22 protein-coding genes, 3 tRNA genes and 1 pseudogene are annotated in these 26010 nt (G+C 65.7%); 13 read left to right on the plus strand and 13 right to left on the minus strand.

Features of this window, described 5'->3' with window-relative positions:
* Positions 1 to 47: 47 nt before the first annotated feature.
* From rplT to Verru16B_RS16970, 3 genes are all read right to left on the minus strand, one after another.
* On the minus strand, positions 48 to 428 hold the full coding sequence (rplT, locus tag Verru16B_RS16960) for a 50S ribosomal protein L20 (protein ID WP_069963398.1): 381 nt from the start codon (positions 426 to 428) through the stop codon (positions 48 to 50).
* Between the two features lie 79 nt (positions 429 to 507).
* Complete coding sequence (gene rpmI, locus Verru16B_RS16965; protein ID WP_069963399.1) at positions 508 to 705, minus strand: 50S ribosomal protein L35; 198 nt, start codon at positions 703 to 705, stop codon at positions 508 to 510.
* A gap of 84 nt (positions 706 to 789) precedes the next feature.
* Positions 790 to 2274, minus strand: coding sequence for an SLC13 family permease (locus Verru16B_RS16970; protein ID WP_069963400.1), 1485 nt, complete (start codon positions 2272 to 2274; stop codon positions 790 to 792).
* A 234-nt stretch (positions 2275 to 2508) separates the two neighbouring features.
* On the opposite strand from Verru16B_RS16970, the gene Verru16B_RS16975 reads away from it, so the two are divergent.
* The 13 genes from Verru16B_RS16975 (at position 2509) to Verru16B_RS17035 (ending at position 11036) form a co-directional block, all read left to right on the plus strand.
* A tRNA-Lys gene (locus tag Verru16B_RS16975) sits at positions 2509 to 2583 on the plus strand.
* Between the two features lie 51 nt (positions 2584 to 2634).
* A tRNA-Thr gene (locus Verru16B_RS16980) sits at positions 2635 to 2709 on the plus strand.
* A 120-nt stretch (positions 2710 to 2829) separates the two neighbouring features.
* Positions 2830 to 2903 (plus strand) — tRNA-Gln (locus Verru16B_RS16985).
* A 256-nt stretch (positions 2904 to 3159) separates the two neighbouring features.
* Positions 3160 to 3810 (plus strand): MotA/TolQ/ExbB proton channel family protein, encoded by a 651-nt coding sequence (locus Verru16B_RS16990; protein ID WP_237023444.1) that lies wholly within the window; start codon positions 3160 to 3162, stop codon positions 3808 to 3810.
* A gap of 44 nt (positions 3811 to 3854) precedes the next feature.
* Entirely contained in the window at positions 3855 to 4271 is a 417-nt protein-coding gene (locus Verru16B_RS16995) for an ExbD/TolR family protein (RefSeq protein ID WP_069963402.1), read from the plus strand.
* 55 nt (positions 4272 to 4326) lie between these two features.
* On the plus strand, positions 4327 to 4761 hold the full coding sequence (locus Verru16B_RS17000) for an ExbD/TolR family protein (RefSeq protein ID WP_069963403.1): 435 nt from the start codon (positions 4327 to 4329) through the stop codon (positions 4759 to 4761).
* A 4-nt stretch (positions 4762 to 4765) separates the two neighbouring features.
* Complete coding sequence (locus tag Verru16B_RS17005) at positions 4766 to 5422, plus strand: energy transducer TonB (protein ID WP_069963404.1); 657 nt, start codon at positions 4766 to 4768, stop codon at positions 5420 to 5422.
* A 7-nt stretch (positions 5423 to 5429) separates the two neighbouring features.
* Complete coding sequence (locus Verru16B_RS17010) at positions 5430 to 6761, plus strand: tetratricopeptide repeat protein (RefSeq protein WP_069963405.1); 1332 nt, start codon at positions 5430 to 5432, stop codon at positions 6759 to 6761.
* Positions 6762 to 6795: 34 nt separating this feature from the next.
* Positions 6796 to 7338: a hypothetical protein gene (locus tag Verru16B_RS17015; protein ID WP_069963406.1), complete on the plus strand. Its 543-nt coding sequence runs from the start codon at positions 6796 to 6798 to the stop codon at positions 7336 to 7338.
* Positions 7339 to 7356: 18 nt separating this feature from the next.
* Positions 7357 to 7899, plus strand: coding sequence for a hypothetical protein (locus tag Verru16B_RS17020; RefSeq protein ID WP_069963407.1), 543 nt, complete (start codon positions 7357 to 7359; stop codon positions 7897 to 7899).
* Between the two features lie 379 nt (positions 7900 to 8278).
* Positions 8279 to 9742 (plus strand): ammonium transporter, encoded by a 1464-nt coding sequence (locus Verru16B_RS17025; protein ID WP_069963408.1) that lies wholly within the window; start codon positions 8279 to 8281, stop codon positions 9740 to 9742.
* An 18-nt stretch (positions 9743 to 9760) separates the two neighbouring features.
* On the plus strand, positions 9761 to 10099 hold the full coding sequence (locus Verru16B_RS17030) for a P-II family nitrogen regulator (RefSeq protein WP_069963409.1): 339 nt from the start codon (positions 9761 to 9763) through the stop codon (positions 10097 to 10099).
* Positions 10100 to 10346: 247 nt separating this feature from the next.
* A complete protein-coding gene (locus tag Verru16B_RS17035; protein ID WP_069963410.1) occupies positions 10347 to 11036 on the plus strand; it encodes a TorF family putative porin in 690 nt (229 codons plus the stop codon).
* A gap of 176 nt (positions 11037 to 11212) precedes the next feature.
* Here Verru16B_RS17035 and Verru16B_RS17040 read toward each other — a convergent pair whose 3' ends face one another.
* From Verru16B_RS17040 to Verru16B_RS17090, 10 genes and pseudogenes are all read right to left on the minus strand, one after another.
* The gene (locus tag Verru16B_RS17040) at positions 11213 to 12421 is read right to left on the minus strand and encodes a pyridoxal phosphate-dependent aminotransferase (protein WP_069963411.1); all 1209 of its coding nucleotides are present in this window, start codon (positions 12419 to 12421) and stop codon (positions 11213 to 11215) included.
* A 30-nt stretch (positions 12422 to 12451) separates the two neighbouring features.
* Positions 12452 to 13524 (minus strand): annotated as a pseudogene (leuB, locus tag Verru16B_RS17045) (3-isopropylmalate dehydrogenase).
* On the minus strand, positions 13521 to 15128 hold the full coding sequence (gene cimA, locus Verru16B_RS17050; protein ID WP_069963412.1) for a citramalate synthase: 1608 nt from the start codon (positions 15126 to 15128) through the stop codon (positions 13521 to 13523). Before cimA ends, leuB begins: the two are co-directional and overlap by 4 nt.
* A 3-nt stretch (positions 15129 to 15131) precedes the next feature.
* Positions 15132 to 16748, minus strand: a complete 1617-nt coding sequence (locus Verru16B_RS17055) for a 2-isopropylmalate synthase (protein ID WP_069963413.1) — start codon at positions 16746 to 16748, stop codon at positions 15132 to 15134.
* Positions 16749 to 16973: 225 nt separating this feature from the next.
* Entirely contained in the window at positions 16974 to 17984 is a 1011-nt protein-coding gene (gene ilvC, locus Verru16B_RS17065; protein ID WP_069963415.1) for a ketol-acid reductoisomerase, read from the minus strand.
* Positions 17985 to 18026: 42 nt separating this feature from the next.
* Positions 18027 to 18587, minus strand: a complete 561-nt coding sequence (ilvN, locus tag Verru16B_RS17070) for an acetolactate synthase small subunit (protein WP_069963416.1) — start codon at positions 18585 to 18587, stop codon at positions 18027 to 18029.
* 12 nt (positions 18588 to 18599) lie between these two features.
* Positions 18600 to 20453, minus strand: a complete 1854-nt coding sequence (gene ilvB / locus Verru16B_RS17075; RefSeq protein ID WP_083270446.1) for a biosynthetic-type acetolactate synthase large subunit — start codon at positions 20451 to 20453, stop codon at positions 18600 to 18602.
* Positions 20454 to 20494: 41 nt separating this feature from the next.
* Positions 20495 to 22165 carry a dihydroxy-acid dehydratase gene (gene ilvD / locus Verru16B_RS17080; RefSeq protein ID WP_069963417.1) on the minus strand — a complete coding sequence of 557 codons (1671 nt, stop codon included), beginning with the start codon at positions 22163 to 22165 and terminating at the stop codon, positions 20495 to 20497.
* Between the two features lie 359 nt (positions 22166 to 22524).
* On the minus strand, positions 22525 to 25014 hold the full coding sequence (thrA, locus tag Verru16B_RS17085) for a bifunctional aspartate kinase/homoserine dehydrogenase I (RefSeq protein ID WP_069963418.1): 2490 nt from the start codon (positions 25012 to 25014) through the stop codon (positions 22525 to 22527).
* Positions 25011 to 25931 (minus strand): alpha/beta fold hydrolase, encoded by a 921-nt coding sequence (locus Verru16B_RS17090; protein ID WP_069963419.1) that lies wholly within the window; start codon positions 25929 to 25931, stop codon positions 25011 to 25013. The genes thrA and Verru16B_RS17090 overlap by 4 nt, the downstream gene beginning before the upstream one ends.
* Between the last annotated feature and the right edge of the window lie 79 nt (positions 25932 to 26010).

Below are 26010 nucleotides of genomic sequence, written 5' to 3' on the forward strand. Positions count from 1 at the left end.
CGATCTTTTGGACCGGAAAGCGAGCCTGCAGCGGCTCGCGGGGGGACTCAGGCCTTGGCGGCGGCGGCCTTCGTCTTCAGGGCGGCCTGGGCTTGCTTGACCAGGGCGGTGAAGGCGACGCTGTCGGCGATCGCGATCTCGGAGAGCTGACGGCGGTCGAGCTCGATCTTCGCGGCCTTGAGGCCCTCGATGAAGCGGCTGTAGCTGATGCCGGCCTCACGGCAGGCGGCGTTCAGACGCACGATCCAAAGGCCGCGCATGTTGGCCTTCTTCTTCTTGCGGTCGATGTAGGCGTATTGCCAGGCATGCTGGACCGCTTCCTTGGCGTAGCGGAACAGCTTGGATTTGTTGCCGAAGTAGCCCTTGGCGTAATTCAGCACTTTCTTGCGGCGCTTGCGCGACGCGGGGGAGTTTGTAGCACGAGCCATGTTATATGTGGTGTTTAGTGCCGGCGGGTCGTCTCGTTAGGATTCACCCGCCAGGCAAGTTTCGGTTTTGCGCGACAGGTTACCGGAGGCCGGTGGGCAGGCAGCGGAAGAGCGGCTTGGCATGACCGGGGGCCACGAGCTTGTCGCGGGAGGCACGTCGTTTGGACTTCGTGCTCTTCGCGGCCAGCAGGTGACGAAAACCGGGCGTGCGGCGGATCAGCTTACCCGTACCGGATATCTTGAAGCGCTTGGCAACGGACTTTTTGGTCTTTTGCATGGATGGAGTTGGACAAAACAGAGGAGCCGCCCGGGCTTGGCAAGGATTTTGTCCACCTAACTCGCGCCGCCCCCTGCCCCACCCTCAGGTCCAGCCATAAAGCGGGGCCAAGAAGCGCACCACCAGCCAGATGACGACGGCCCCGACGAGATCGAGCCAGAGGCCCTGGCGCATCATGGTGAGCAGCCGCACCTGCTGGGTGGCGTAGGCCTGGGCATTCGGGCCGGTCGACACGGGTAGTAAAAAGCCAAAACTGCAGGCCAAGGTGCAGGCCAGGGCCACCGGGATGGGATTCACCCCGGCCGCCAGGGCCACGGCGATCATCATCGGGGCCATGATGGCGGCGGAGGCGGTGTTGGACGCCGCCTCGCTGAGGGCGATGCTAAGGATGATGGCGACGGCCACGAGGGTCCACAGGTCCGGTTGGCCCAGGAGCGCGCCCACGCCCTCGCCGATCGCCCGGGCGAGGCCGGTCTGGAAGATCTGGGCCCCGAGGGACAAGCCGCCCGCGAAGAGCAGGATCGTGCCCCAGTCGATCTTCACCGCCTCGTGCCACTCGAGGGTGAAGGTCCAGCGCTTGAAATCGGTGGGCCACACGAGCAGGAGCAGTCCGGCCAGCAACCCGATGATGTCCTCGGGAAAATGCCGGCGGATCCAGCCGGTCAGCGGGTTGCCGCCGAACCCGAGCAGTTCGCTCATGCCGGGAAAAACCCAGAGGAAGATCGCGGCCGCGAGCGCCCCGGCCACGTGGATTTCCCCGCGCCGCCACGGTCCCAGGGCAGCCAGCTGGTCGCGAAACCGGCGGCGCAGGTCGTCAGCCCGGCCGAGGTTGATTCCGGCGGGCGGGCGCAGGAGCCAGAGGAGCCAGGCCAGCATCAGCAGCGAAAGCGGGAGCGCGAGTTGCATCCATTGCACGAAGGTCAGGCTGATGCCCGCGTGCTCGCGCAGGGCGGCCAGCGCGATGAGATTGGGCGGCGTGCCCACCGGCGTGGCCAGCCCGCCGACCGAGGCGGCGAAGGCGATGAGCAGGATCAGGTTCTCCCGCGCGCGGAGGTCGCGGCCGAGTTCGGGACAGGTCTGCATCACGCCGAGCGCGAGGGGCAGCATCACCGCGGTGGTGCCGGTGTTGCTCATCCACATCGAGAGCAGCGCGGTCAGGACGCCGAGCGCCGCCATCACGGTGAAGGCCGAGTGCGTGACCCCCGGCAGGGAGAGGAGCCGCAGCGCGAGCCGCCGGTCGAGCCCGTGCTTCTGCAGTGCCAGGCCGAGCAGGAACGAGCCGATGAAGAGAAACGTGATCGAGCTCGCGAACGGCGCCAGCACCGCCGGCACCGCGCCCACGCCGAAGACAATGCAGAGCGCCGGCACCAGCAGGGAGGTGGCCGCCATCGGGATCGCCTCGCTGACCCAGAGGATGATGGCGAGCGTCATCAGCGCCGCGAGCTTGTGCGCCGGCACCGCGAGCCCCGGGAGCGGCAGCCACCACACCACGAGCGCGGCGGCGGGCGCGAGGGCCAGACCCACGGGCCGGCGCCAGCGTTCAAAGCGCGCCTCCAGACGGGCGATCATGGGCTACGGACGGGCGGGGTGACAGCCATGCGTGGGGTAGACGAAATAACGTTGGCCGGGCGACCCGCGTGACACGAGACGATTTTCCCCGCCACCGGCCCACCCGCGCAACCCTCACCGGCGGACGAGGATTTCTCATCGGGAAAAGCAGAACGGTGAATTTCAATTAAATCCGTTCGGGAAAGGGGTTGACATGCACCTGCCGATATTAACTTTGGCCTCTCCTTTTTTGCCGGCTTCCTAGCTCAATGGTAGAGCAGTTGACTCTTAATCAATTGGTTCGGGGTTCGAGTCCCCGGGGAGCCACCAAATTTCGGGTTGTTTGCCAAATCCCCTGACATATCGTGCCGGTCGCACCTCGCCGGCGTAGCTCAATGGTAGAGCACCTGTTTTGTAAACAGGCGGTTGCGGGTTCGAATCCCATCGCCGGCTCCATTTTCTGGCCGAGTCCCATCGGGGATTCCACATAGCGCCAGCGCATCCCGCCAGCACCGAGCCCGCGCCCCGCTTCACGGCCGACCCGCGCAATTATTCCGCGCACGATCTTTTTTTCACTGCCCGATGGTGTAATGGTAGCACGAACGACTCTGACTCGTTCTGTCTAGGTTCGACTCCTAGTCGGGCAGCCACTTTTTCCGGAGCTACTACTCCGCGCCATGACTTCTTTTAATGGCCGCAGATGTTTCCGTGCGTGGCACAGAAACCGCATTGACAGTGCAAAGTGATTACCAGCAACATTTGAGTTCAGACGTTTTTTGCACATGAAGTAATAAAATGTAGCATGGTGTTACCCTCCACGCCCCTGCCACTCCCCTTTCCGCCAGGAAAAAATCGAAAATCCCCGACAAGTCACAACCTCACACTCGCACTATGATCTCTGCACAAATGCCTCTCGCGTTCCTGATGAACCAGACTCCGATGGAGTTGTTCAAGCATGGCGGCCCCATCATGTGGCCCATCCTGCTGGTCTCCTTCCTCCTGATCACTGTCGCCGTGGAGCGCGTGATCTTCATCTTCCGCGAGAATGGCCGCCGGGACACGCCCTTGGTCGACAAGATGCTCGAGCGCGTCGAGTCCGGTGACGTCAGCGGCGCCGTCGAGATGGGCAAGAAGAGCCAGGACTTCGTGGCCCGCATCCTGGTCTACGCCCTCACCCACAAGGAACACTCCCTCGGCAACGCCTTCACCCGCGCCGCCAACCAGGAAATGCAGCGCTTCAGCCAGGGTCTCCCGACCCTCGACACCTGCATCACCGCCGCCCCCCTCCTCGGCCTGCTCGGTACCGTGACCGGCATGATGGCGACCTTCGGCGCCCTCGGTGCCAGCGGTGACGTCGCCACGGGCGCCAGCGCGATCATGGGTGGTATCGGCGAGGCGCTCATCGCCACCGCCATGGGTCTCGCCATCGCCATCACCGGCCTGCTCCCCTTCAATTACCTGAACGCCCGTCTTGAGGAAGCCCGCCACGAAGTCGAAGACGCTTCCAACTCCCTCGAGATCATCATCAACAAGTCTGAGAGTGCCAACGCCCGCTAAGCGGACGTCACTCCCAAGACTGTTAACCTCTACACCTTAACTGTATGCACGGTGGCGGCGGATCCGGCCCGGGTGGCGTCAAAAGAGCACGTATTGAGATCATCCCTCTCATTGACGTCGTCTTCTTCCTGCTCGCCACCTTTGTTCTCTTTACCCTGTCGCTCAACAAGACCGACGGTGTCACCGTCCTGCTGCCCGCGGTTGAAACCAGTGTCATCCGCGACACGGCCGGCACGGTAACCATCAGCGTCACCGACGAAGGTGCCCTCGCCTGGAACAAGGATCTCATCACCCTCGACGAGTTCCTCCAGCGCCTGCAGCAGTTCCGTCGCGACAACCCTGATGGTCGCATTCTCATCAACGGTGATGAGCGCGCTTTTTTTGCCCAAGCCATCTACGTCTTCGACGAGGCCCGCAAGGCCGGCTTCACCAAGGTCTTTATCGAGACCCGGACAAAGTAAGCCGCCCCTCTAATAACCCCGCCTCCGGCGCGTAACACCGTCAGCAGTCTCCATCATGGAAGGCACCAAAATCAAAATTCCGGTCCGCAAGAAAGCGCGCATTGAGATCATCCCCCTCATTGACGTCGTGTTCTTTCTGCTGGCCACCTTCGTTCTCTTCACGCTCTCGCTCAACCGCATCCAGTCCCTCCCGGTGGACCTGCCGGTGGCGTCCCAGGACAAGCCCAAAGAGCTGCCGAATCCCAACGACAACGTGAGCATCCAGGTCTCGGGCGACGGCGCCATCTTCTGGAACAAGGAACTCATCGACATGGCCGAGGTGCCCTCCCGTCTCGCCTTCTTCAAGACCCAGAGCGAAGATCCCCGCATCATGATCTCCGGCGACGAAAAGGCCCGCTTTGGACTGACCGTCGGCGTCCTCGACGAGGTCCGCAAGGCTGGCATCGTCAAGTTCTCGGTCGAAACCCGCACCCGCGCCACCGGCAAATAAGCCCATGAACAGAGATCTCATCATCGGCATCATCGTTTCCCTTGCCATGCACGGCATCATCCTCGGGGCCTTCAATCGCAAGGCCGCGCCGCCGCCGCCGCCCCCGAAGGAGGAGGAGAGCCTCGTCCAGTTTGAAATGCCCCCCCTCGATGAAGAGGTGGAGGAGAAGGTTGAGGAGCTGACCGAGGACACCCCGGTCGAGAACATCATGGCCCCGCCGAGCCTGGTGGACATGCCCTCCATCGTCCCGGTCGATGCCTTCACCCAGCCCATCGCCCCGCCCCCGCCCCCCGGCTTCCAGGCCAACAAGGGCGCCATCAATATCCCGGTGACCAAGCCCGGCGCCGGCTTCGGCAAGGGCATCAGCAATCTCTTCAACATCGGTGACCTCGACCAGCAGCCCGTCGCCCGGGTGCGCCAGGCCCCGACCTATCCCTACGATATGCGCCGCGCCGGCATCAACGGCACGGTCGTGATCGAGTTCATCATCAACACCGAGGGTGACGTCATCCAGACGAACGTCGTGCGCTCCTCCCACCGCGAATTCGAGATGCCTGCCATCCAGGCGGTGACGAAATGGAAGTTCAAACCCGGCCGCAAGGGCGGCCGCGTCGTGAACGTCCGCGCCTCCCAACTCCTCGAGTTCAACGCGACCGAGTAACTCCGCCATGTCTTTGTCCCTCCCCTTCCCCCGCCTCCGTCTCCTCGCCGCCATGCTCCTGCTGGCGGTCGTGCTTCCCGCCCAACCGGTGGAGCGCAGCTACAGCCCCACCGATGAAACGGCCGAGGGCCTGATCAAGTACAAGACGGCGATGGACGCCAAGAACTATGCCGAGGCCCAGGCCGTGCTCAACGGCCTCATGACCAAGGTGCCGGCCGACAGTTACGACGCCGCGCTGATCCACCAGTACCGCCTGCAGATCTTCCTCCAGACCGGTGAATACGCCAAGGCCATCGAGCCCATGGAGCGCAGCCTCCAGCTCTCCGAGGCGAAGACTCCGACCTATTTCGACGAGCGCATCACCCGCGAACTCTACTACTACCTCGTCCAGCTTTACTTCCAGGAAGCCAACCAGACGAAGAACACCACCCTGGCCGCCTCCCAGATGGACAAGGCGACCAAGGCGATGGAGAGCTGGATCAAGATCACGCCCGAGACAAACGCCGACGCCCAGCTCCTCTACGCCCAGCTGCTCATCAGCCGCGCCCTGCTCAACCCGGACAAGCCCGACCTCGCCCTGGTCAAGCGCTCCATCGAGCAAATCGACATCGGCCTGCACCTCACCACGCGCCCGCGCGACACCTTCTATGTGCTGAAGCTCGTTTGCCTGCAGCAACTCGACCGCAACGCCGAGGCCGCCGAGCTGCTCGAGCTCCTGCTCAAGCAGAAGCCGGACAACGCCAACTACTGGCAGCAGCTCGCCGCCATCTACCTGAACATCGCCCAGGAGCTCCGGGCCGTCGTCACCATTGAGCGCGCGCAGTCCCACGGCTTCATGAACCAGCCGAAGGATCACTTCAACCTGATCGGCATCTACTTCAACATCGGCCAGTACGAGAAGGCCGCGGAGCTGCTCGAGAGCGCCCTGCAGAGCGGCCGCATCGAGAACGATCCCAAGAACTGGGAACTCCTGGCCCTCTCCTACCAGCAGCTGCAGCGCCCGATCAAGGGCATCGAAGCCCTCAAGCAGGGCGCGAAGGCCTTCCCGTCGTCCGGCCAGCTCGAGTTCCTCATCGCGCAGAGCTACACGGCGATTGAGAAGCCCGCCGAGGCCATGACGCACATCCAGGCCGCCATCAGCAAGGGCAACCTCACCCGCCCCTACCAAGCCTACCTCTCCCTCGCCTATACCGCCTACAGCCTGCAGAAGTATGACGTCGCCCTCGACGCCGCCCGCAAGGCCACCGAGTACCCGGAAGGGGCCAAGGATGGCGCGGCCATGGTCAAGGCGCTGGAGGAAGTTATGAAAGATCGCGAGGCCAAGAAGAACAATACCTGACACCCCAATCCCCTTTAACTGACATTCTCAGAACATGAACAAAGTCTACATTATCGTCCCGATCATCCTGCTCGCGGTCTTCAGCGGATTCTACGTGAGCTTCTCCAAGGGCTACGAGGCCAAGATCGCCACGGCCAAGGCCAAGGTCGAAGAGGAGAAGAAGGAAAAGGCCCGCCTGGAGGTCGTGAACCGCGAGAAGGCCATCCAGGCCGCGGTGCAGGCCCAGGCCAAGCGCAAGCTCGAGCGCGAGGCGAAGGAACGCCTCGATGAGCAGAAGCGCGTCGACCGCCAGACCGCCGAGGACAAGCGCGAGCGCGCCTTCAGCGACCGCAACCGCCTGGCCGACCAGAAGCGCCGCCTCGAGAAGGACCTCCTGGAAGTGCAGGAAGAGGTGAAGAAGGTCGAGGCCGCCAAGAAGACCTTCGTCGACGAGCAGGCCTTCCTGAAGAATTACGTCAAGCAGGCCGAGGCCAACGTGAAATACTACTACGAGCTGCTCGACAAGATCGCCCAGGCCGAGAAGGCGCGGGCCGATGCCGCCGCCGCTGCCGCCGCCGCCGCCCGCAAAAGCTCCTAACGCCCAATTTCTCCCAACATGAAGAAGACTCTCGTCACCTATCTCCTCGTTCCCGGCATCCTGCTGGCCATATTCCTTTTCTTCTACCTTGGCGCCGTCAAGGAGATGGAGGCCAAGGCCAAGGCTGTCGCCGCCGCCAAGGCCCTCGCTGACACCGAGGAAGCCGCCCGCAAGGCGGAAATTGAGCGCAAGGCCAACGAAGATGCCGAGCGCCGCCAGCAGGAGCGCGACGCCGTCGACGCCGCCAAGGAAGCCAAGAAAGAGGCTGACTACCTGGCCGTCATGACCCAGCTGCGCACCGAGGCCACCGATTACAGCGCCCAGGCCGACAAGCTCGCCAAGGAAGTCGGCGCCCTCGAAATCGCGATCTCCGACGCCCGCTCCAACAAGGAGAAGCTCAACCGCGAGACCTTCGACCTCGCCAAGGAAGTTGAGCTGGCGAAGATCAACCGCCGTAACTCGGAAATCGAGATCCAGCGCATGATCGAGATGACGGGCAAGAAGATGGCCACCACCTCGGTCGCCCTCCCCCCGCCGCCCCCGCCCCTGCCGACCAAATAAGGCTTCCCGACCTTTCAGCCGCACCCTCACCGGTGCGGCTTTTTTTCGCCCGCCGCCGCGGTTGACCAAGACCCGCGAAACCCGAGCGCACCTCGCGGGCCTGCTCTTCTGCCCCCGCTCGTGCCTTGTTGCCGGGCCGACTGGCAGACCGGAACAGGTCTCTCCGCCTGTCGCCATGCCAGCGGATGAGAACGACGAGCACGGCGGATTCGCCGGCCCGGACAGACGACCGCCGAGGTCCGCCACGCTAGTGTCATAACCCCTGCCCGCGTCCGCTTGGCACACACTGTGCTAAATCGATGACGGCCTTGCCGGTGTCTCGACGCTGCCATGTAGCCGTTTCTCGTTCCAACACACTGAACCTAACCATCGCACCATTATGAGTAAAATATCTAAGCCATTGCGCTTACTGTTCGGGTTGGTCTGCGGCTTGGCTCTGACCGGGGCCTTCAGCCCTGTCATGGCCCAGGACGCCGCCCCGGCCGAAACCCCTCCGCCGGCCGTTGACGGCGCCTTTGCGGCTTACGTAAACAACACCGATCCCGGTGCGGGTCTCGCCGGTGTGGCCGGTCCTGGTCACAACGGTTTCATGATGATCTGCGCGGCGCTGGTGCTCTTCATGACCCTCCCAGGCTTGGCGCTGTTTTACGGCGGTTTGGTGCGCAAGAAAAACGTTCTCTCGGTCCTGGCCCAATGTCTTGGCATCACCGGCTTGGTCACGCTGATGTGGTGGGCCTTTGGTTACAGCCTGGTCTTCGGCACCAGCTTCAGCAGCCCCTTCATTGGCGGCACCGAATTCCTCTTCCTGAAGGGCGTGACCTCGGCGCCCAACACGAACTACGCGTACTGGATCTCGCAGAACGTCTTTGCGATGTACCAGCTGATGTTTGCGATCATCACGCCCGCGCTCATCGTGGGTGCGATCGCCGAACGCATGAAGTTCACGGCCGTCATCGTCTTTGTGGCGCTCTGGATGATTGTCGTCTACTTCCCCCTCGCCCACATGATCTGGGGCGCCACCGGTCTGATGAACGGTGTGTGGAACGCTGATGCCGCGATCCCGGCCATCGATTTTGCCGGTGGTACCGTGGTGCACATGAGCTCGGGCTGGTCCGCCTTGGTGCTCTGCCTCATCCTCGGACCCCGCGTGGGCTTCGGGAAGGAAAAGATGCCCCCGCACTCCCTCGTGCTCTGCATGGTTGGTACGGGCATGCTTTATGTCGGCTGGTACGGCTTCAACGCCGGCTCCGCCCTCGCCGCCGATGGCGTGGCCGCCAACGCCTTCATGACCACGACGCTCGCCGCCGCGGTCGCCGGTTTCGTCTGGGGCCTGATCGAAAAGATCACCCGCGGGCACGCCTCGGTCCTGGGCTTCTGCTCCGGTATCGTGGCTGGCTTGGTCGTCATCACGCCTGCCGCGGGCTTCGTGGATGCCACCGGTTCGGTCATCATCGGCGTGCTTGCCGGTGTCGTTCCGTTCCTCGCCTGCACCAAGCTCAAGGCCATCTTCAAGTATGACGATGCCCTGGATACCTTCGGCGTCCATGCCGTGGGCGGCACCCTGGGTGCCTTGGTGACCGGCCTTCTCGCCACGGCGGATGTGAATTCCAACCTGATCAGCGCCGGTTACGCCGAGAAAAACGGCCTGGCCACCCTGATCAAGGATGGCGGCCTCTGGGTCGCGCAGCTCAAGGCCATCGGCATCACGCTCGTGCTCTCCATCGTCGGGACCATCATCCTCGCCTACATCGTCAAGGCCATCATCGGCCTGCGCCCCACGCCCGAAGCCGAACAGCAGGGTCTGGACATCACCGATCACAGCGAGGAAGGCTACATCCTCTAACCTCAACTTCTCAATTACATGAAACTCATCATCGCCATCATCAAGCCGTTCAAGCTCGACGAAGTGAAGGAAGCCCTCTCCCAAGTGGGCATCGAGGGCATGACGGTCTCCGAGGTCAAGGGGTTCGGCCGCCAGAAGGGCCACACCGAGATCTACCGCGGCAGCGAATACACCGTGGACTTCCTGCCCAAGGTGAAAATCGAGGTCGCCGTGGCCTCTGAACAAGTGGCTAAGGTCGTCGAAGCCATCTCCAAGGGCGCCAAAACCGGCAAGATCGGTGACGGCAAAATCTTCGTGATTCCCCTGGAAGACGTGCTCCGGATCCGCACCGACGAGCGCGGCGATTCTGCTCTGTAAGAATCTGTCAGTCACACACCTGCAAATCCAGACCCCGCCGGCCCGCAAGGGTGGCGGGGTTTTGTTTTGGGCGGGCCCGGCCAAGGCAAATCCTATGCCCACGATAGGTCCCGCCTTATGGCACAGTATTTATATTCATGGTTTGGCGTGCACCCTGCTTTCTGACTCATAAGCCGCGTGTGATGGCACCTGTCTGCAAAGTCGGTGTCAGCACGCCCGACCTGTTAAGAACCAACAAACCTACATCATGAAGAAAACCTCCCTTATTCTCGCAGCGCTCCTCGCGGGCGCTTCGCTCTCCGCCGACGAGGCCGCTCCCGCGTCCTATTCCGTCACCGTGGACTTCCCCTACGCGTCCAAGTACGTCTTCCGCGGCATCGAGTATGCCGAGGACGTCGTGCAGCCGTCCGTGAAGTTCACCACCGGTGACTTCTACGCCGGCGTCTGGAGCAGCCTGCCCCTCGACAAGGGCTACGAGGCCGAAGTCGATTACTACGCCGGCTACGGCTTCAAGCTCTCCGAGGGCCTGGCCCTCGACGTGGGCGCCACGATCTATCACTACCCGGGCCTGGATGGCGCGGGCGTCGATAAGACCACGTTCGAAGCCTACGCGGGCGTGAACGGCAGCGTCGGCGGCGTGAACCTCGGCCTGTACCTCTACCAGGACTTCGACCTCGAGGTCTTCACGGTCCAGGGTAACCTCGGTTACTCCATCCCGATCGACGACAAGGTCTCGATGAACATCTCGGCCTCCCTCGGCAACGCCAACCCGGATGCGGGCAGCGGCTACACCTACTACGGCGTCGGCGCCCAGTTCCCGTACAAGCTGACGGACAACACCACCCTCACGGGCGGCGTCAACTGGGCCTCGCACGACCTCAGCGGCGTCGAGGACAACCACGTCTGGTTCAACGCCGGCCTGACGGTCGCGTTCTAATCAACGTCTGATCCTGCTTAAAACCAAGCCCGTCCCGCTCACGCGGGACGGGCTTTTTCTTGGTCCGAGCCACCGCCGCGGCCCGAACACCATAACGCCTCAGAGGCGGGGTTCGGAGACCCCGCCCTACAGGAAACAGGCCGAAACGCCCCCTTCAGTGAGGGGGCGTTGGCCCATCAGGCCTTGGACCGGCTCCCCAGCGAGGCCAGCAGCTTCTCGATCTGGTCGCAGGCCAGGTTCAGCTTCTGCTCGTTGGCCGTGAAACAGGCCCGCACGTGGCCCTTGCCGGCGTCGCCAAAGGCCGTACCAGGCACCACCGCCACCTTGTGCTCCGTGAGCAGGCGGCGGGCGAACTCGCCCTCGTCCAAACCGGTCGAGGCGATCGACGGGAAGGCGTAGAACGAACCGCGCGGCAAGTGACAGACCAGGCCGGCCGCGTTGATGCGGCGCACAAAGAGGTCCCGGCGCTCGCGATAGCGATCGCGCATGAACTTCGTGGCGTCATCCCCCAGGCGCAGCGCCGCCAGGGCACCCTCCTGGCTGATGCTCGGGGCGCACAGCATCGAATACTGGTGCACCTTCATCATGGCCTCGATCAACGGGGCCGGCCCGCAGGCATAGCCGAGACGGAAACCGGTCATGGCGAAGGCCTTGGAGAAGCCGTGCAGCAGGAGCGTGCGCTCGCGCATGCCCGGCAGGCTGGCGATGCTCGTGTGCGTGCCCTCGAAGATCAGCTCCGAGTAGATCTCGTCGCTGATCACGATCATGTCCTTCTCGATCGCGAACCGCGCGATGCGCTCGAGCTGCTCCCGCGAGCAGACGCCGCCCGTCGGGTTGCAGGGCAGGTTCAGGAGGAGCAGCTTGCACCCCGGCTGCCACGCGGCCTGCAGGGCCGGGGCGTCGAGGGAGAATTGCTCGGCAGCGCTGGTGGCCACCGGCACGCCGACGGCGTGCACCAGGTCCACGGAGGGCGCGTAGGAGACATAACAGGGCTGGTGGTACATCACCTTGTCGCCGGGGTTAAGGAGCGAGCGCAGGGCTAGGTCCAGGCCTTCGGAGACGCCGACGGTCACCAGCACCTCGTCGTCGGGACGATAGCTGGTCTTGAAGTGGCTCTCGGCGTAGCGGCAGATCTCCTTGCGGAGCTCGGGCAGGCCCAGGTTCGAGGTGTAATGGGTCTTGCCCGTGTCCATCGCCGTTTTCACGGCGTCGCGGATGGGCTGCGGGGTGTCGAAATCGGGTTCGCCGATGCCGAGTGAGATTACGCCGTCGGTCTTCGCGACCAGTTCAAAGAAATCGCGGATGCCGGAGCGGCGCAGGCCGGCCACGTGACGCGCAATGAAGCGGGTCGTGTCGAGGGTCGGCTGGGATTGGGAGAGAGACATGGAGGAGAGAATTAGGTGGCCGTTTTGGCCTTAACGCTTGAGGCGTGCGCGGACTGCATCGCCCATCTGGGTGGTCGTGATCGGTTTCGCCGCACCGAGGTCGCCGGTGTGGCAGCCTTCATCAAGGGCGGCGCTGACGGCCGCCTCGATAGCTCGCGCCTCGGCCTCCAGACCGAGCGAGTGGCGCAGCAACATGGCGGCCGAAAGGATGGTCCCGGTGGGATTGGCAATGCCCTTGCCCGCGATGTCGGGGGCCGAGCCATGGATGGGTTCGTAGAGGCCGAGCTTCCCCTCGCCCAGCGAGGCGCTGGGCAGCAGGCCGAGCGAGCCGGCCAGCACGGCCGCCTCATCGGTGAGAATGTCGCCGAACATGTTTTCGGTCACGATCACGTCGAACTGGGCGGCGTGCGTGATCAGGCGCATGGCGGCCGAGTCCACCAGCTGGTGCTCAAGCTTCACGTCGGGGAATTCCTTCCCGACCTCGATGGCGATCTTGCGCCAGAGGCGGGAGGACTCGAGGACGTTGGCCTTGTCGATCGACGTGACGAGCTTGCGGCGGCCGCGGGCGAGCTGGAAGGCCAGGCGCACGATGCGGCGGATCTCGACGTCGGTGTAGATGAGCGTGTCCACCGCCTGTTCCCCGCCCTCGGGCGTGGCGCTGCGGCCCTTCGGCTGGCCGAAATACAGGCCGCCGGTCAGTTCACGGATGACGATGAAGTCGACGCCGGCCACGCGCTCGGGCTTGAGCGGGGAAAGCCGGGCGAGGGACGGGATGGCCTTCACCGGACGGAGGTTCGCGTAGAGGCCGAGCCCCTTGCGGATGGCCAGCAGGCCCTGCTCCGGACGGGTCTTGGCCTGGGGATCGTCCCACTTCGGGCCGCCGACGGCGCCGAGGAGCACGGCCTGGGCCCGCGGCAGGCCTCGAGGGTGGCCTCGGGCATGGCGGAGCCGGTCGCGTCGATGGCGCAACCGCCCAGCAGGTGCTCGGCATATTCAAAATGATGGCCGAAAAGGGCCGCCACGGCATCAAGCACGCGGCGGGCTTCTGCGACAACTTCAGGACCGATGCCGTCACCGGGCAACAGGACGATTTTTGCGTTCATGCTTTAGATTCCTTGGCTTCCGCCGGCTGGGCCGCCGTCAGGGCGTACTCGTAGCCGTCCGCCAACGCCAGCCAGGTGGCGTCGAGGATGTTGGTGCCGGCGCCAACCGTGCTCCAGCGGCGCTCGCTGCCGTCGTGCCAGTCGATCAGCACGCGCGTGATGGCGCCGGTGCCGCTGTTGCCGTTCAGGATGCGGACCTTGTAGTCGGCCAGCTGGATCTGGGCGACCTGGGGGAACGTGGGTTGCAGCGCCTTGCGCAGCGCGGTGTCGAAGGCGTTGACGGGGCCGTTGCCCTCGGCCGCGGTGTGCACCTCGTGCCCCTGCACGGTCAGCTTGATCGTGGCCTCGGCCACCTGCCGGTCGCCGTGGCGGTTCACCATGCCGCGATAATCGTGCAGCGTGAACAGGGGCCGGTGATCCGGCGACAGCCGGCGCACCAGCAGGGCCACGCTGGCCTCGGCCGCCTCGAAGGAGAAACCCTCGTGCTCCTTCGCCTTGATGACCTCGACCACCCGGGCGCCGAGCTGCTGGTCAAGGTTCGTCAGACCCAGCTGCGCCGCTTTCTCGACGATGTTGGCGCGACCGGAAAGTTCGCTCACCACCACGCGCATCTCGTTACCGACCCGCTTGGGGTCGATGTGCTGGTAGGCGTCGGGGTGCCGCTGCATCGCGGACACATGCACGCCGGCCTTGTGGGCAAAGGCGCTCTCGCCGACATAGGCCATCTGGTCGTTGGGCGCGAAGTTCGCCACCTCGGCGACAAAGCGGGCGACTTCGTGCAGACGCACCAGGTGTCCCTCGGGCAGCGCGCGCAGCTTGAGCTTCAGCTCGATATTGGGGATCACCACGCAGAGGTTCGCGTTACCGCAGCGCTCGCCGTAGCCGTTGATCGTGCCCTGCACGTGCACCGCGCCGGCATGGATCGCCGCGACGCTGTTGGCCACGCCGCAACCGGAGTCATCGTGCAGGTGGATGCCCACGCGCACCGCCGGGCCGAAATGCTTTTGCACGGCCTGCACCGTGGCCGCGACCTCCCAGGGCAGATGGCCGCCGTTGGTATCGCACAACACGAGCGTCTCCGCCCCACCCTGGTGGGCCTCGCCGAGGCATTGCAGGGCATAGGTCGGATTCTGGTCGAAACCGTCGAAGAAATGCTCGGCGTCGTAGATCACCCGCTTCCCCTTGGACCGGAGGTAGGCGACCGTCTCCCCAATCATCCGCAGGTTTTCGTCCAGGGTCGTGCGGAGGACCTCCTCCACCTGCAGGACGGACGATTTGCCAAAGATGGCACAGACGTCGGTGCCGGCGTCAACCAGGGCGCGCACGCTCGGGTCGTCCTCGGGCTTGAGCTTGGCGCGGCGGGTAGCGCCGAACGCCACGATCTTGGCGTGGTTCCAGGTCTCCTTGCGGGCCTGCTCGAAGAAGAGCGCGTCCTTGGGGTTGGAACCCGGCCAGCCGCCCTCGATGAACGCCACGCCCAGCTCGTCGAGCTTACGCGCGATGCGCAGCTTGTCGTCGACCGAGTAGGAAATGCCCTCGGTCTGACCGCCATCGCGCAGCGTGGTGTCAAAGATCTCGATGAAGCGGGGGGTGGCGGCGGACATGGGTCAGGCGTGGACCTCCGGGGTCCCGGTGGTCTTTTGCGGGTGCTGCGCCCGGCCGCTGGCCTGGCGCGAGAGGACATGGTTGATCGCGGCGACGTAGGCCTTGGCGCTGGCCACTACGATGTCGGTGTCGGCGCCGTGGCCGTGGCTGGAACGCTGCTCGTCATGGCGCACGCGCACGCTGGCCTCGGCGAGGGCGTCGATGCCCTCGGTGACGCCGTTGATGCCGAATTCGAGCAGCGTGACCGGCAGCTTCACGATCGCGTCGATCGCCTTGTAAGTGGCGTCCACCGGCCCGGTGCCGACGCTCGCCTTGACATGGATCGCGCCGTCCGGGTCGCGCAGGCGGACCGTCGCCGTGGGCAGGCCGGTCGTGCCGCAGACCACCTGGAGCGTGTCCAGGGCCCAGAGCTCGGGCACGGTGGCGCGCTCGTCGGAGGCGAGCGTGATGAGATCGGCGTCGAGCACGGCCTTCTTCCGGTCGGCGAGCTTCTTGAATTCGTTGAACGCCTTGAGCAGGGCATCGCCCTCCAGCGGGTAGCCGAGCTCGGCGAGGCGCTTGGAGAACGCCGCGCGGCCGGAGTGCTTGCCGAGGACGAGCATGGTCTGGGTCGCGCCGACGTCCTCGGGCCGCATGATCTCGTAGGTCTGCGCGTTCTTGATCATTCCGTCCTGGTGGATGCCGGACTCGTGGGCGAAGGCGTTGGCGCCGACGATGGACTTGTTGGGCGGCACGGGGTAGCTGGTGCTGCGGGAGACCAGCTTGCTGGTGCGGCAGAGCTGCGTGGCGTCGATGCCGGTCTGCAGGCCGATCTTGTCGGCGCGGGTGCGGAGAGCCATGACGATCTCCTCGAGCGACGCGTTGCCCGCGCGCTCGCCGATGCCGTTGATCGTGCATTCCGCCTGGCGGGCGCCGGCGCGGAGGCCGGCGACCGAGTTCGCCACGGCGAGGCCGAGGTCATCGTGGCAGTGCACGGAAATGATCACGTCCTTCGCGCCGGGGGTGTGCTTGATGATGCCCGCGATGAGCGCGCCGAACTCGTCCGGCATGGTGTAGCCGACCGTGTCGGGGATATTGAGCGTAGTGGCGCCGGCCTTGATGACGGCTTCCAGCACGGTGTAGAGAAATTCGGGGTCACTGCGGCCGGCGTCCTCGGGGGAGAACTCGATGTCGGCGCAGAGCGAGCGGGCGTAGCTGACCATCTCGACCGCCTTGGCCGTCATCTCCTCGCGGGTCATCCTGAGCTTGTGCTTCAGGTGAAGGTCGCTGGTCGCGAGGAAGGTGTGGATACGCGGGTGCTTGGCGCCCTTGACGCCCTGCCAGGCGGCATCGATGTCGTTCTTGGTGCAGCGGGCGAGGCCGCAGATGATCGGCGGCTCGGCCTGCGGGCGGCCAGCGACGGGGGCCTGCCCCACTTCGGCGGCAATGGTCTGGACCGCGGCCAGATCGTCGGGCGAGGCGGCGGGAAAGCCGGCCTCGATGACGTCCACGCCGAGGCGGGCCAGGGCGCGGGCGACCTCGAGCTTTTCGGCCGAGGTCATGGAGGCACCGGGCGCCTGTTCGCCGTCGCGGAGGCTGGTGTCGAAGATTCTAACGTAGGAGGAGGAAGAGGGATTCATGGAGGGAAAGGTTTTCGGACTGTTAGCGTTGGGTGATAACGGGGGACGCAGACCGGAGCTTGCCGGCGGTCACCGGGCCGAAGGCCAGGTCACCCGCCGAAAGCTCCGCGCTAAGTCGCAGTCGGAAACCCGTCGCGCCCAAGCCCGGCACCGACCGCGCCCCGGGGGAGGCGGTGAGGGACAGGCGTTGGTCGCGGCTGGGCATGAAACAAACTTCCTTCCGGCTTACTTCGAGATGACGACCGGGTTCAGGAACGGCATCATCGCGCGCAGCTTGGCGCCGACGACCTCGATCTTCTGGCCGCGTTCCTTGTTGCGGAACTTGGTCATGGTCTTGCGGCCATACTTGTTGTTCTCGTCGATGAAGCGCTTGGCGAACTTGCCGGTCTGGATGTCCTTGAGGATGGCCTTCATCTCCTTCTGCGTCTTCTTGGTGACGACGCGCGGGCCGGAGACGTAGTCGCCCCACTCGGCGGTGTCCGAGACGGAGTAGCGCATGTAGTTGAGGCCGCCGCGGTACATCAGGTCCACGATGAGCTTCAGCTCGTGCATGCACTCGAAGTAGGCGATCTCGGGCTGGTAGCCCGCGTCGACGAGGGTCTTGAAGCCGGCCTTGACCAGCTCCGCGCAGCCGCCGCAAAGGACGGCCTGCTCGCCGAACAGGTCGGTCTCGGTCTCTTCCTTGAAGGTGGTCTCGAGCACGCCGGCGCGGGTGCAGCCGATGCCGCGGCCGTAGGACAGCGCGAGCTTCTTGGCGGTGCCGGTGGCGTTCTGGTAGACGGCGATGAGGCCGGGGACGCCGCCGCCCTCCTGGAACACCTCGCGCACGCGGTGGCCGGGGGACTTCGGGGCGATCATGGCCACGTCGACGTTCTTCGGCGGGACGATGCCCTTGAAGCGGATGTTGAAGCCGTGGGCGAACATGAGCATCTTGCCGGCGGTGAGGGCCGGGGCGATCTCCTCACGGTAGAGGCGGGCCTGGACGTGGTCCGGCACGAGCACCATGATGACATCGGCCCAGGCGGCGACCGTGGCCACGGGGCCGACGGTGAGGCCGGCCTTCTGCGCCTTGGCGACGGACTTGCTCTTGTCGGAGAGGCCGACGCGCACCTTCACGCCGCTGTCCTTCAGGTTAAGCGCATGGGCGTGGCCTTGGGAGCCGTAGCCGATGATCGCAACTTTCTTGCCGCGGATGAGCGCGAGGTTCGCGTCCTTGTCGTAGTAGATTTTAGCCATGGTAGTAGAGGATTGGGGATTTGAAATTTGAGATGAGGGGGATCAGACGGACATCGAGATGCCGGAGTTGTCGTGGGCGTGGTCGGTGACGGTGCGGACCTGCGGGGGCGCGGAGGAGACCGGCTCGTGGCCGCGGGCCATGGAGACGGCGCCGGTGCGCACCATCTCGGCGATGCCGTAGGGGCGCAGGATCAGCTCGAACTTGGCGATCTTCTCGGGCGTGCCGGTGACCTCGGCGGTGATCGTCTTCTCATCGACGTCGACCACGCGGGCGCGGAAGACATCGACGAGCTGCAGGATCTGGGCGCGCGTGTCGGGCGTAACCTTGACCTTCACGAGGCCGAGCTCGCGGGTGAGCGAGGCCTTGTGGGTGAGGTCGTCCACGCGGAGCACGTTGACCAGCTTGTAGAGGTTGGCCTCCACGATGCGGGCGCCGGCCTCGGTGGTGTCGACGACCACGGTGAGGCGGGACACGCCAGGCTGGTCGGTGCCGCCGACCGTCAGCGAGTCGATGTTGAAGTTGCGGCGGCGGAAGAGCGAGGCGACGCGGTTGAGCACGCCGGGCACGTCTTCCACATAGGCGATGAGGGTATGTTTGGCCATGACGGGAGGGGGTTAACGACGGGATTTGGCGGTTTTCTTGGCCGGGCGGGCGGACGCGGACTTGCCGCGGCCGGTGAGGGCTTTCGCCTCGACCTGCTTCTCGGTGAAGACGTTCGGCAGCGGCGAGGCGGGCATCTCCCACTCCTTGTCGGAGCCGGACTCGAGCATGACGTCCTGCTTCGGGCGGCGGATCATCTTGTCGAGGTCGGCGCCGGCGGGGACCATCGGGAACACCGAGTCCTCCTTCTCGACGACGAAATCGATGACGACGGTCTTCTTGTCCGCGAGCGTCTTGGTCACGGTGGCCTTGACGTCGGAGCGCTGGTTGCAGCGCAGGCCGCTGAGGCGGTAGGCCTCGGCGAGCTTCACGAAGTCGGGGCCCGTCATCGGGGTCGCGGCGTAGCGCTTGTCGTAGAAGAACTCCTGCCACTGGCGCACCATGCCGAGGAACGAGTTGTTGATGATGGCGACGTTGACCTTGATGCCTTCCTGCTCGGCCGTGGCCAGTTCGCAGGAGGTCATCTGGAAGCCGCCGTCACCGACGACCACCCAGACGTCCTTGTCCGGGCAGGCGAACTTGGCGCCGATGGCCGCCGGCAGGGCGAAGCCCATGGTGCCGAGGCCGCCGGAGGTGATGAGCGAGCGGGGCTCGTCGTGGCGGAAATACTGGGCCTCCCACATCTGGTGCTGGCCGACGTCGGTGACGACAATGGTTTCGCGCTTCTGCGTGAGACGCCAGATGTCGTTGATCACGTGCGCCGCGTAGAGGTGGCCGTTGTCCGGCAGGGTCTGGATGTCGCGCACGGCGGAGTCGCCACGGGCGGCCTTGATCGTGGTCCACCAGTCGGCGTGGTCGGCCTTCTTCACCTGGGGCTGGATCTCGGCGAGCACCTCGCGGAGGTCGCCGATGAGGGCGACGTCCACCGGGACGTTCTTGTTGATCTCGGTCGGATCGATATCGACGTGGATCTTCTTCGCGTTGAGGGCGTAGGTCTTGAGGTTGCCCGTCACGCGGTCGTCAAACCGCATGCCGAGGGCGATCAGGAGGTCGGCCTGCTGGATGGCCTCGTTGACCCAGGACTCGCCGTGCATGCCCATCATGCCGAGGTTGAGCGGCGACGAGGCCGGGATGGCGCCAATGCCGAGCAGCGTGGTGGTGATCGGGATGCCGGCGGTCTTCGCGAGCTTGAGGACTTCCTCGGTCGTGCCGGACTTGATGATGCCCTGGCCGGCGAGGATGAGCGGGCGCTTGGCCGCGTTGATCAGCTCGGCCGCGCGGGTGAACTCGGAGTCCGGCGCGCGGTGGTTCGGGCGGTAGCCGGGCAGCTTGGGCGCGGCGGCCTCCCAGTCGAACTCGGCGGTCAGCTGCTGCGCGTCCTTGGTGATGTCGACCAGCACGGGGCCGGGGCGGCCGCTCTTGGCGATGTAGAACGCCTCGCGGATGGCGCGGGCGATGTCACCCGGCTTGGTGACGAGGTAATTGTGCTTCGTGACGGGGAGCGTGACGCCGGTCACGTCGGTCTCCTGGAAGGCGTCGGTGCCGATCGCCTTGGACCCGACCTGGCCGGTGATGCACACGATCGGCGAGGAGTCCATCATGGCGGTGGCGATGCCGGTGACCATGTTGGTCGCGCCGGGGCCGGAGGTCGCGATGGCGACGCCCACCTTGCCGCTCGCGCGGGCGTAGCCGTCGGCCATGTGCGTGGCGCCCTGTTCGTGGCGCACGAGCACATGGTGGATCTTCGGGTACTTGGTCATGGCGTCGTAGGTCGGCAGGATCGCGCCGCCCGGGTAGCCGAACACGACGTCGACGCCTTCCTTCTGAAGGCATTCCCAGATGATTTCTGCGCCGGTGAGTTTTTTCATAATCAGGTCCTGTGAGCTTGGGGTTGGATTTTAAAGGGGGATCAGGTGGTGACCGCGCCCACCGAGGCGGAGGACACGGTGTTGGCGTACTTGGCCATGACGCCGCGGGCATAGCGCGGGGCCGGCGCCTGCCAGCCGGCCTTGCGGCGGGCGAGCTCGGCGGGGTCGATCTCGACCGACAGCTTGCGCGCCGGCACGTCGACCTCGATGAGGTCGCCTTCCTGCACGAACGCGATCAGGCCGCCGACGAACGCCTCGGGCGCCACGTGGCCGATGGAGAAACCGCGCGTCGCGCCGGAGAAACGGCCGTCGGTGAGCAGGGCGACCGAGTCGGCCAGCCCCTGCCCCGCCAGCGCGGCGGTCACGCCGAGCATCTCGCGCATGCCGGGACCGCCCTTGGGGCCCTCGTAGCGGATGACGACGACGTCGCCGGCCTTGATCTGCTGCGCGTTGGCGGCGGCCATGGCGTCCTCCTCGTTGTTGAAGACGCGGGCCGGGCCCTTGAGTTTTTCGCGCGAGCTGCCGGCGACCTTGAGCACGCCGCCCTCCTCGGCGAGGTTGCCGCGGAGAATGACGAGGCCGCCGGTGGGCTTGAAAGGTTTGTCGGTCGGCCGGATGACCTGCTGGCCGGGGGCCTCGAAGGCGCCCGCGACTTCCGCGGCGATCGTGCGGCCGGTGACGGTCACGCAGTCCCGGTGGAGGTAACCGCCCTCGAGGAGGCGGCGCAGGAGCAGGGAGATGCCGCCCGCCTTGTGCATCTCGACCGCGGTGTAGAGTCCGCCGGGCTTGAGGGTGGCGATGGTCGGGGTCTTGCGGCAGATCTGGTCGAACTCGTCGATCTGGAGGGAGACGTTGGCCTCCTTCGCCAGCGCGAGCAGGTGGAGCACGGCGTTGGTCGAACCGCCCGAGGCGGCGACGGAAGCGATGGCGTTCTCGAACGCCGGGCGCGTCATGATCTGCGAGGGCTTCAGGTCCCGGCGGACGAGATCCATGACGATCTCGCCGCAGCGGAAGGCGGCCTGGTTCTTTTCCGCGGCGGTCGCGGGGATGCCGTTGAGGCCGACGGGGGAGATGCCGATGGCCTCCATGATCGTCGCCATGGTGTTGGCGGTGAACTGGCCGCCGCAGGCGCCCGCGGTGGGGCACGCGGCGTTTTCCACGCACTTGAATTCCTTGGCGTCGATCTTGCCGGAGCTGAACGCGCCGACCGCCTCGAACACGTCCTGCACGGTCAGGGCCTTGCCGTTGTGGTGGCCGTGATCGATCGAACCGCCGTAAAGCGCCAGGCCGGGGATGTCCATGCGGGCCAGGGCCATCATGACGCCGGGGTTGGTCTTGTCGCAGGAGGACAGACAGACGAGGCCGTCGAGGCTGTTGCCGCGGGCCACCAGCTCGATGGAGTCGGCGATCAGTTCGCGGCTGATGAGCGAGGTCTTCATGCCCTCGGTGCCCATCGTGATGCCGTCAGAAATGGAAACGGTGTTGAACTCGAGCGGGGTGCCCCCGGCGGCGCGCACGCCGGCCTTCACATGTTCCGCCAAGGCACGGAGATGGAAATTGCAGGGCCCGATTTCGGTCCAGGTGTTGGCGATGCCGATCAACGGCTTGCTGAGGTCCTCATCGGTGAAGCCGACGGCTTTCATCATGGCGCGGGCGGGCGCGCGGCTGGGGCCTTCGGTGACGAGGTGACTGTGGCGTTTACCGGAATCCATGGGGAGAATGGTCAGTCGACCTTGCCGAAACAATTCCGGCAGGGCGAGAAATGGGTATTAAGGGTCTGCGTCATAACGGAGGGACAATAAAAAAGCCGCCCCTTTTTTTGGGCGGCTTCATCTTTTTTTCTTAGTTCCTTTTAGGAGTTTGAGACTTTGGCGAGCCGCCCATGAGTGAGTGTGTCCACGGCAACAAGGGCCAGGACGACGGTAATAAGGGCAATGGCGACTACGGGGAACATCGGTGTACGAACGGCGCGAACCTGCGTATCGGCACAATGCCTGTCAACCCTCAGTTTTAAAATCTTCGCCGGCAATACGCCGGTGCAGATGTAAAAACTCGCGCCGGCGGCCGGTGTTTAACCCCGGCCGCGGATGTTCTGGGCCAGGCGCAGGATATCGGCGAGCACGCCGGCGGCGGTGACCGCCCCACCCGCCCCCGCGCCGCGGACCACCATCGGGTATTCCTTGTAACGCTCGGTGTGGAAGGCGACGAAGGCCTCCGCCCCGCGCAGCGACGAGGCCGGGTGCGCCGTCTCGACGTCGACCGGGCCGACCGTGACCTTGGCGCCCGCGGCCCCGGGGGTGATGCGCGCCAGGTAGCGCGGCAGTTTGCCCTGGGCCTTGCTGGCGGCGACGCGCTGCGCAAACTCCGCGTCGAGCGCCGTGAGCGACTGCATGAATTTCTCGGGATCGCTCTCCTTGAGATAGGACTCGGGCACGAAGGGCTTCAGCTCCACGTCAGTCAGGTCGAGGCGCAGGCCGAGTTCGCGGGCGAGGATCACGGCCTTGCGGGCCACATCGAGGCCGGACAGGTCATCGCGCGGATGCGGCTCGGTGTAACCCAGGTCGCGCGCCGTGCGGACGGCGACCGACAGCGGCTGACCCTGCGCGAGCTGGTCGCACAGGTAGCCGAGCGTGCCGGAAAACGCGCCCTCGATGGTGATCACGTGGTCGCCGGTGCGGACGAGATTCTTGAGCGTCTCGATCACGGGCAGCGCGGCGCCGACCGTGGTCTCGTAGTGGTAGGCGCGGAAATGTTTGCGGGCCTGGCCGAGCAAGCCGTCGCGCTCGGCCTGCGGGAGGGCGAGCGGCTGCTTGTTGGCGGACACGACGTTCACGCCCTGGTTGAAGGCGGCGAGGTAGAGCTTCTCCATGCCGGGGGCGGCCGAGCAATCCACGAGCACCGGGTTGGGCAGCTGCGCCAGACGGCCGAGCAGCGAGATGACATCCTTGACCGCCTTGCCCTCCTCGATCGCGGACTTTTGCAGTTCCACGGCCTTGTCGGTGGAAAGGCCGTGCTCGTCGAACAGCACCCCGCCGCTCGAGCCGACGCCCACGAGGCGCACCTGCACGTCATGCTCGCGGCCGAGGGCCTTGTTCTGCTGGTCGATCTGCTTGAGCAGCGAGCCGCCGACCACGCCCTTGCCGAGCAGGAGCACGCTGATCTCGGTGTGCGAGAGGTTGAAGGCACCGTGCACGGTCCGCACCGCCAGCGCGGTGTGGTCGGCGTCCACCACGCAGGAGATGCTGCGGGCCGACGCGCCCTGGGCCACGGCGCGCACATTGATGCCGGCCGCGCCAATGGAATTGAGGAAACGGCCGGCGACATTCGGCCGGCGCGCCATGTTCTCGCCGACGAGCGTGACGAGCGTCACGGGCGACAGCATCGGCTCGATGCGCAGGTCGCCGGTCTGGATCTCGGGGGCGAGCACCTCGCTGATGCTTTGCTTGGCCTTCGGCATGTCAGACTCCGGGATCACGACCGAGAAGGACTGGCCGAGGGTGGACTCGGTGGTCATCCACACGCGGACGCCGGCCTCGCCGAGGGCCGCGAGGATGCGACCGCCGAGCGGCTTGCTCAGGCCGGTGCGGCGCGACTGGACGCCGAGCAGCGCGAGCCGCTCTAGGCTGGTCACGCAGGTGGGACGGTTGGGATCGGGATTGCCAGTCGCATCGATGCGGGTGCCGGGCGCGGTGGGCTGGGTGGTGCTGCGGATGACCAGCGCGGCGCCGCACTCGCGGAGCGGGATGATGGTGCGCGGGTGGAACATCCGGGTGCCGAAATAGGCGAGTTCCAGCGCCTCATCATAGGAAAGGCGGTCGACCGGCGAGGCCTCGCGCACCAGCGCAGGATCGGCGGTCATCACCCCCAGCACGTCGGTCCAGACGGTCACGGCGCTGGCCTTGAGCAGACCGGCGACGAGCGTGGCGGTGTAATCGGAGCCGTTGCGGCCGAGGGTGGTCGTGTGGCCCTCGCGCGAACGGCCGATGAAGCCGGTGACAATCGGGACCTGGCCGGCGAGGCGGGGCAGCACGGCGGCGAACTTCTCCGCGGTCGCGGCCTTGTCCACCGTGGCGGCGCCGTGCGTGCCGTCGGTCACGACGAAGTCGCGGGCGTCCACCGGGATCGCGGGCACATTGCGTTCGACCAGGGCGCGGGCGAGGACGGTGACGGAGATGCGCTCGCCGACCGAGATGATGGAGTCGAGGGTGCGCGGGGAGCACTCACGGGTCAGCTCGATACCCGAGAGCAGGCGCTCCACCGGGGTGAGGATCTCGTCGAGGTCGTGCTTGAACCCTTTCTGACCCTGGCCGTTCAGCACGGTGCGGGCGGTGGCCGTGGCGAGCTCGCGCACCTGGGTCAGTTCACGCCGGGCCTGGCTGATGTTGCCCTCCTCGGCCGAACGGGCGCAGAGGATGAGCCAGTCGGTGGTGTCGCCGAGGGCGGAGACCACGACGGCCAGCGGACGCGGCGCGGCGGCGATGAGTTCCAGCACCTTGGGCATGCGGCCCGTGGTGCCAACGGAGGAACCGCCGAATTTGTAGACCTGCCAAGCGTCGCTCATGAGTGGACCTCCAGCTGCAGGGCGCGCGTCAGGATCGGCGTGAGCAAGTCCCACTCCATGAGGAAGGCGTCATGGCCGTGGATGCTTTGCAGCGTCGCCCGCTCCACCGGGGCGCCGGCCTGGTGCAGCTGCGCGGCGAGCTCGTCGGCCTGCGCGGGGGTGAAAAGCTGGTCGGTGTCGATGTCCACCACGAGGGTCGCGGCCCGCACGCGGTTGATCGCCGGGCGAACGTCGCCGGGCAGCGGCTGGAGCAGGTCGTGGTGGTCCATCGCGGCCAGCTGCAGCTCATAGGAATGGGCGGCGAAACGGTTGCGCAATTTGGCGCCCTGGTGCTCCAGGTAGCTTTGAACCGGATAGCCTTGCGCGACGGAGCTCGCCGCCGCCGGCCGGGGCTGGCGGGCATTCAGGCCGGGCTCGGCGCGGTAGGTCAGGATGGCGAGCTGGCGGGCGACCTCCAAGCCGCGGCCAATATCGTGCGGATAGCCGGGATCGAGGCGCAGAATCTGGCGGGCCACATGGTTCCAGCCGACGACCCACGCGCTCGCCGCGACGCTGGTGGCGAGGGGCAAAATGCGCTGGAACCGCTCCGGAGCCAGGGCGGCAAGGGCGAGCGTGATCATGCCGCCGAGGGAACCGCCGGTCGTGAGGTGAACCTGCGCGATGCCCAGGCGATCGAGGCCCTGCAATATGGCGCGCGAGAGGTCGAGGCTGGTCAGCTCGAGGTTGCGGTCGTCGGGAAAACCCTCCGCCCCGGGACCGCTGCTGCCGTAGCAGGAACCGAGGTTGTTAAAACACACGATGCGATACTGGTCGGGGTCGAGCGCGCGCCCGGGCCCGATCAGCGGCTCCCACCAACCGCCCTGGCCGCCGGCCTGGGCGCTACCCGTCAGGGCATGCACCAGCAGCACGGTGGGCACATCCGGGCGGGGGCGTCGGGGGTGTCGCCTTCACGGCTCCACCACCAACCGCGGGTGCGGTGTGAACGGACTACGCCGC

The organism is Lacunisphaera limnophila (assembly GCF_001746835.1).
GTDB classification, from domain to species: domain Bacteria; phylum Verrucomicrobiota; class Verrucomicrobiia; order Opitutales; family Opitutaceae; genus Lacunisphaera; species Lacunisphaera limnophila.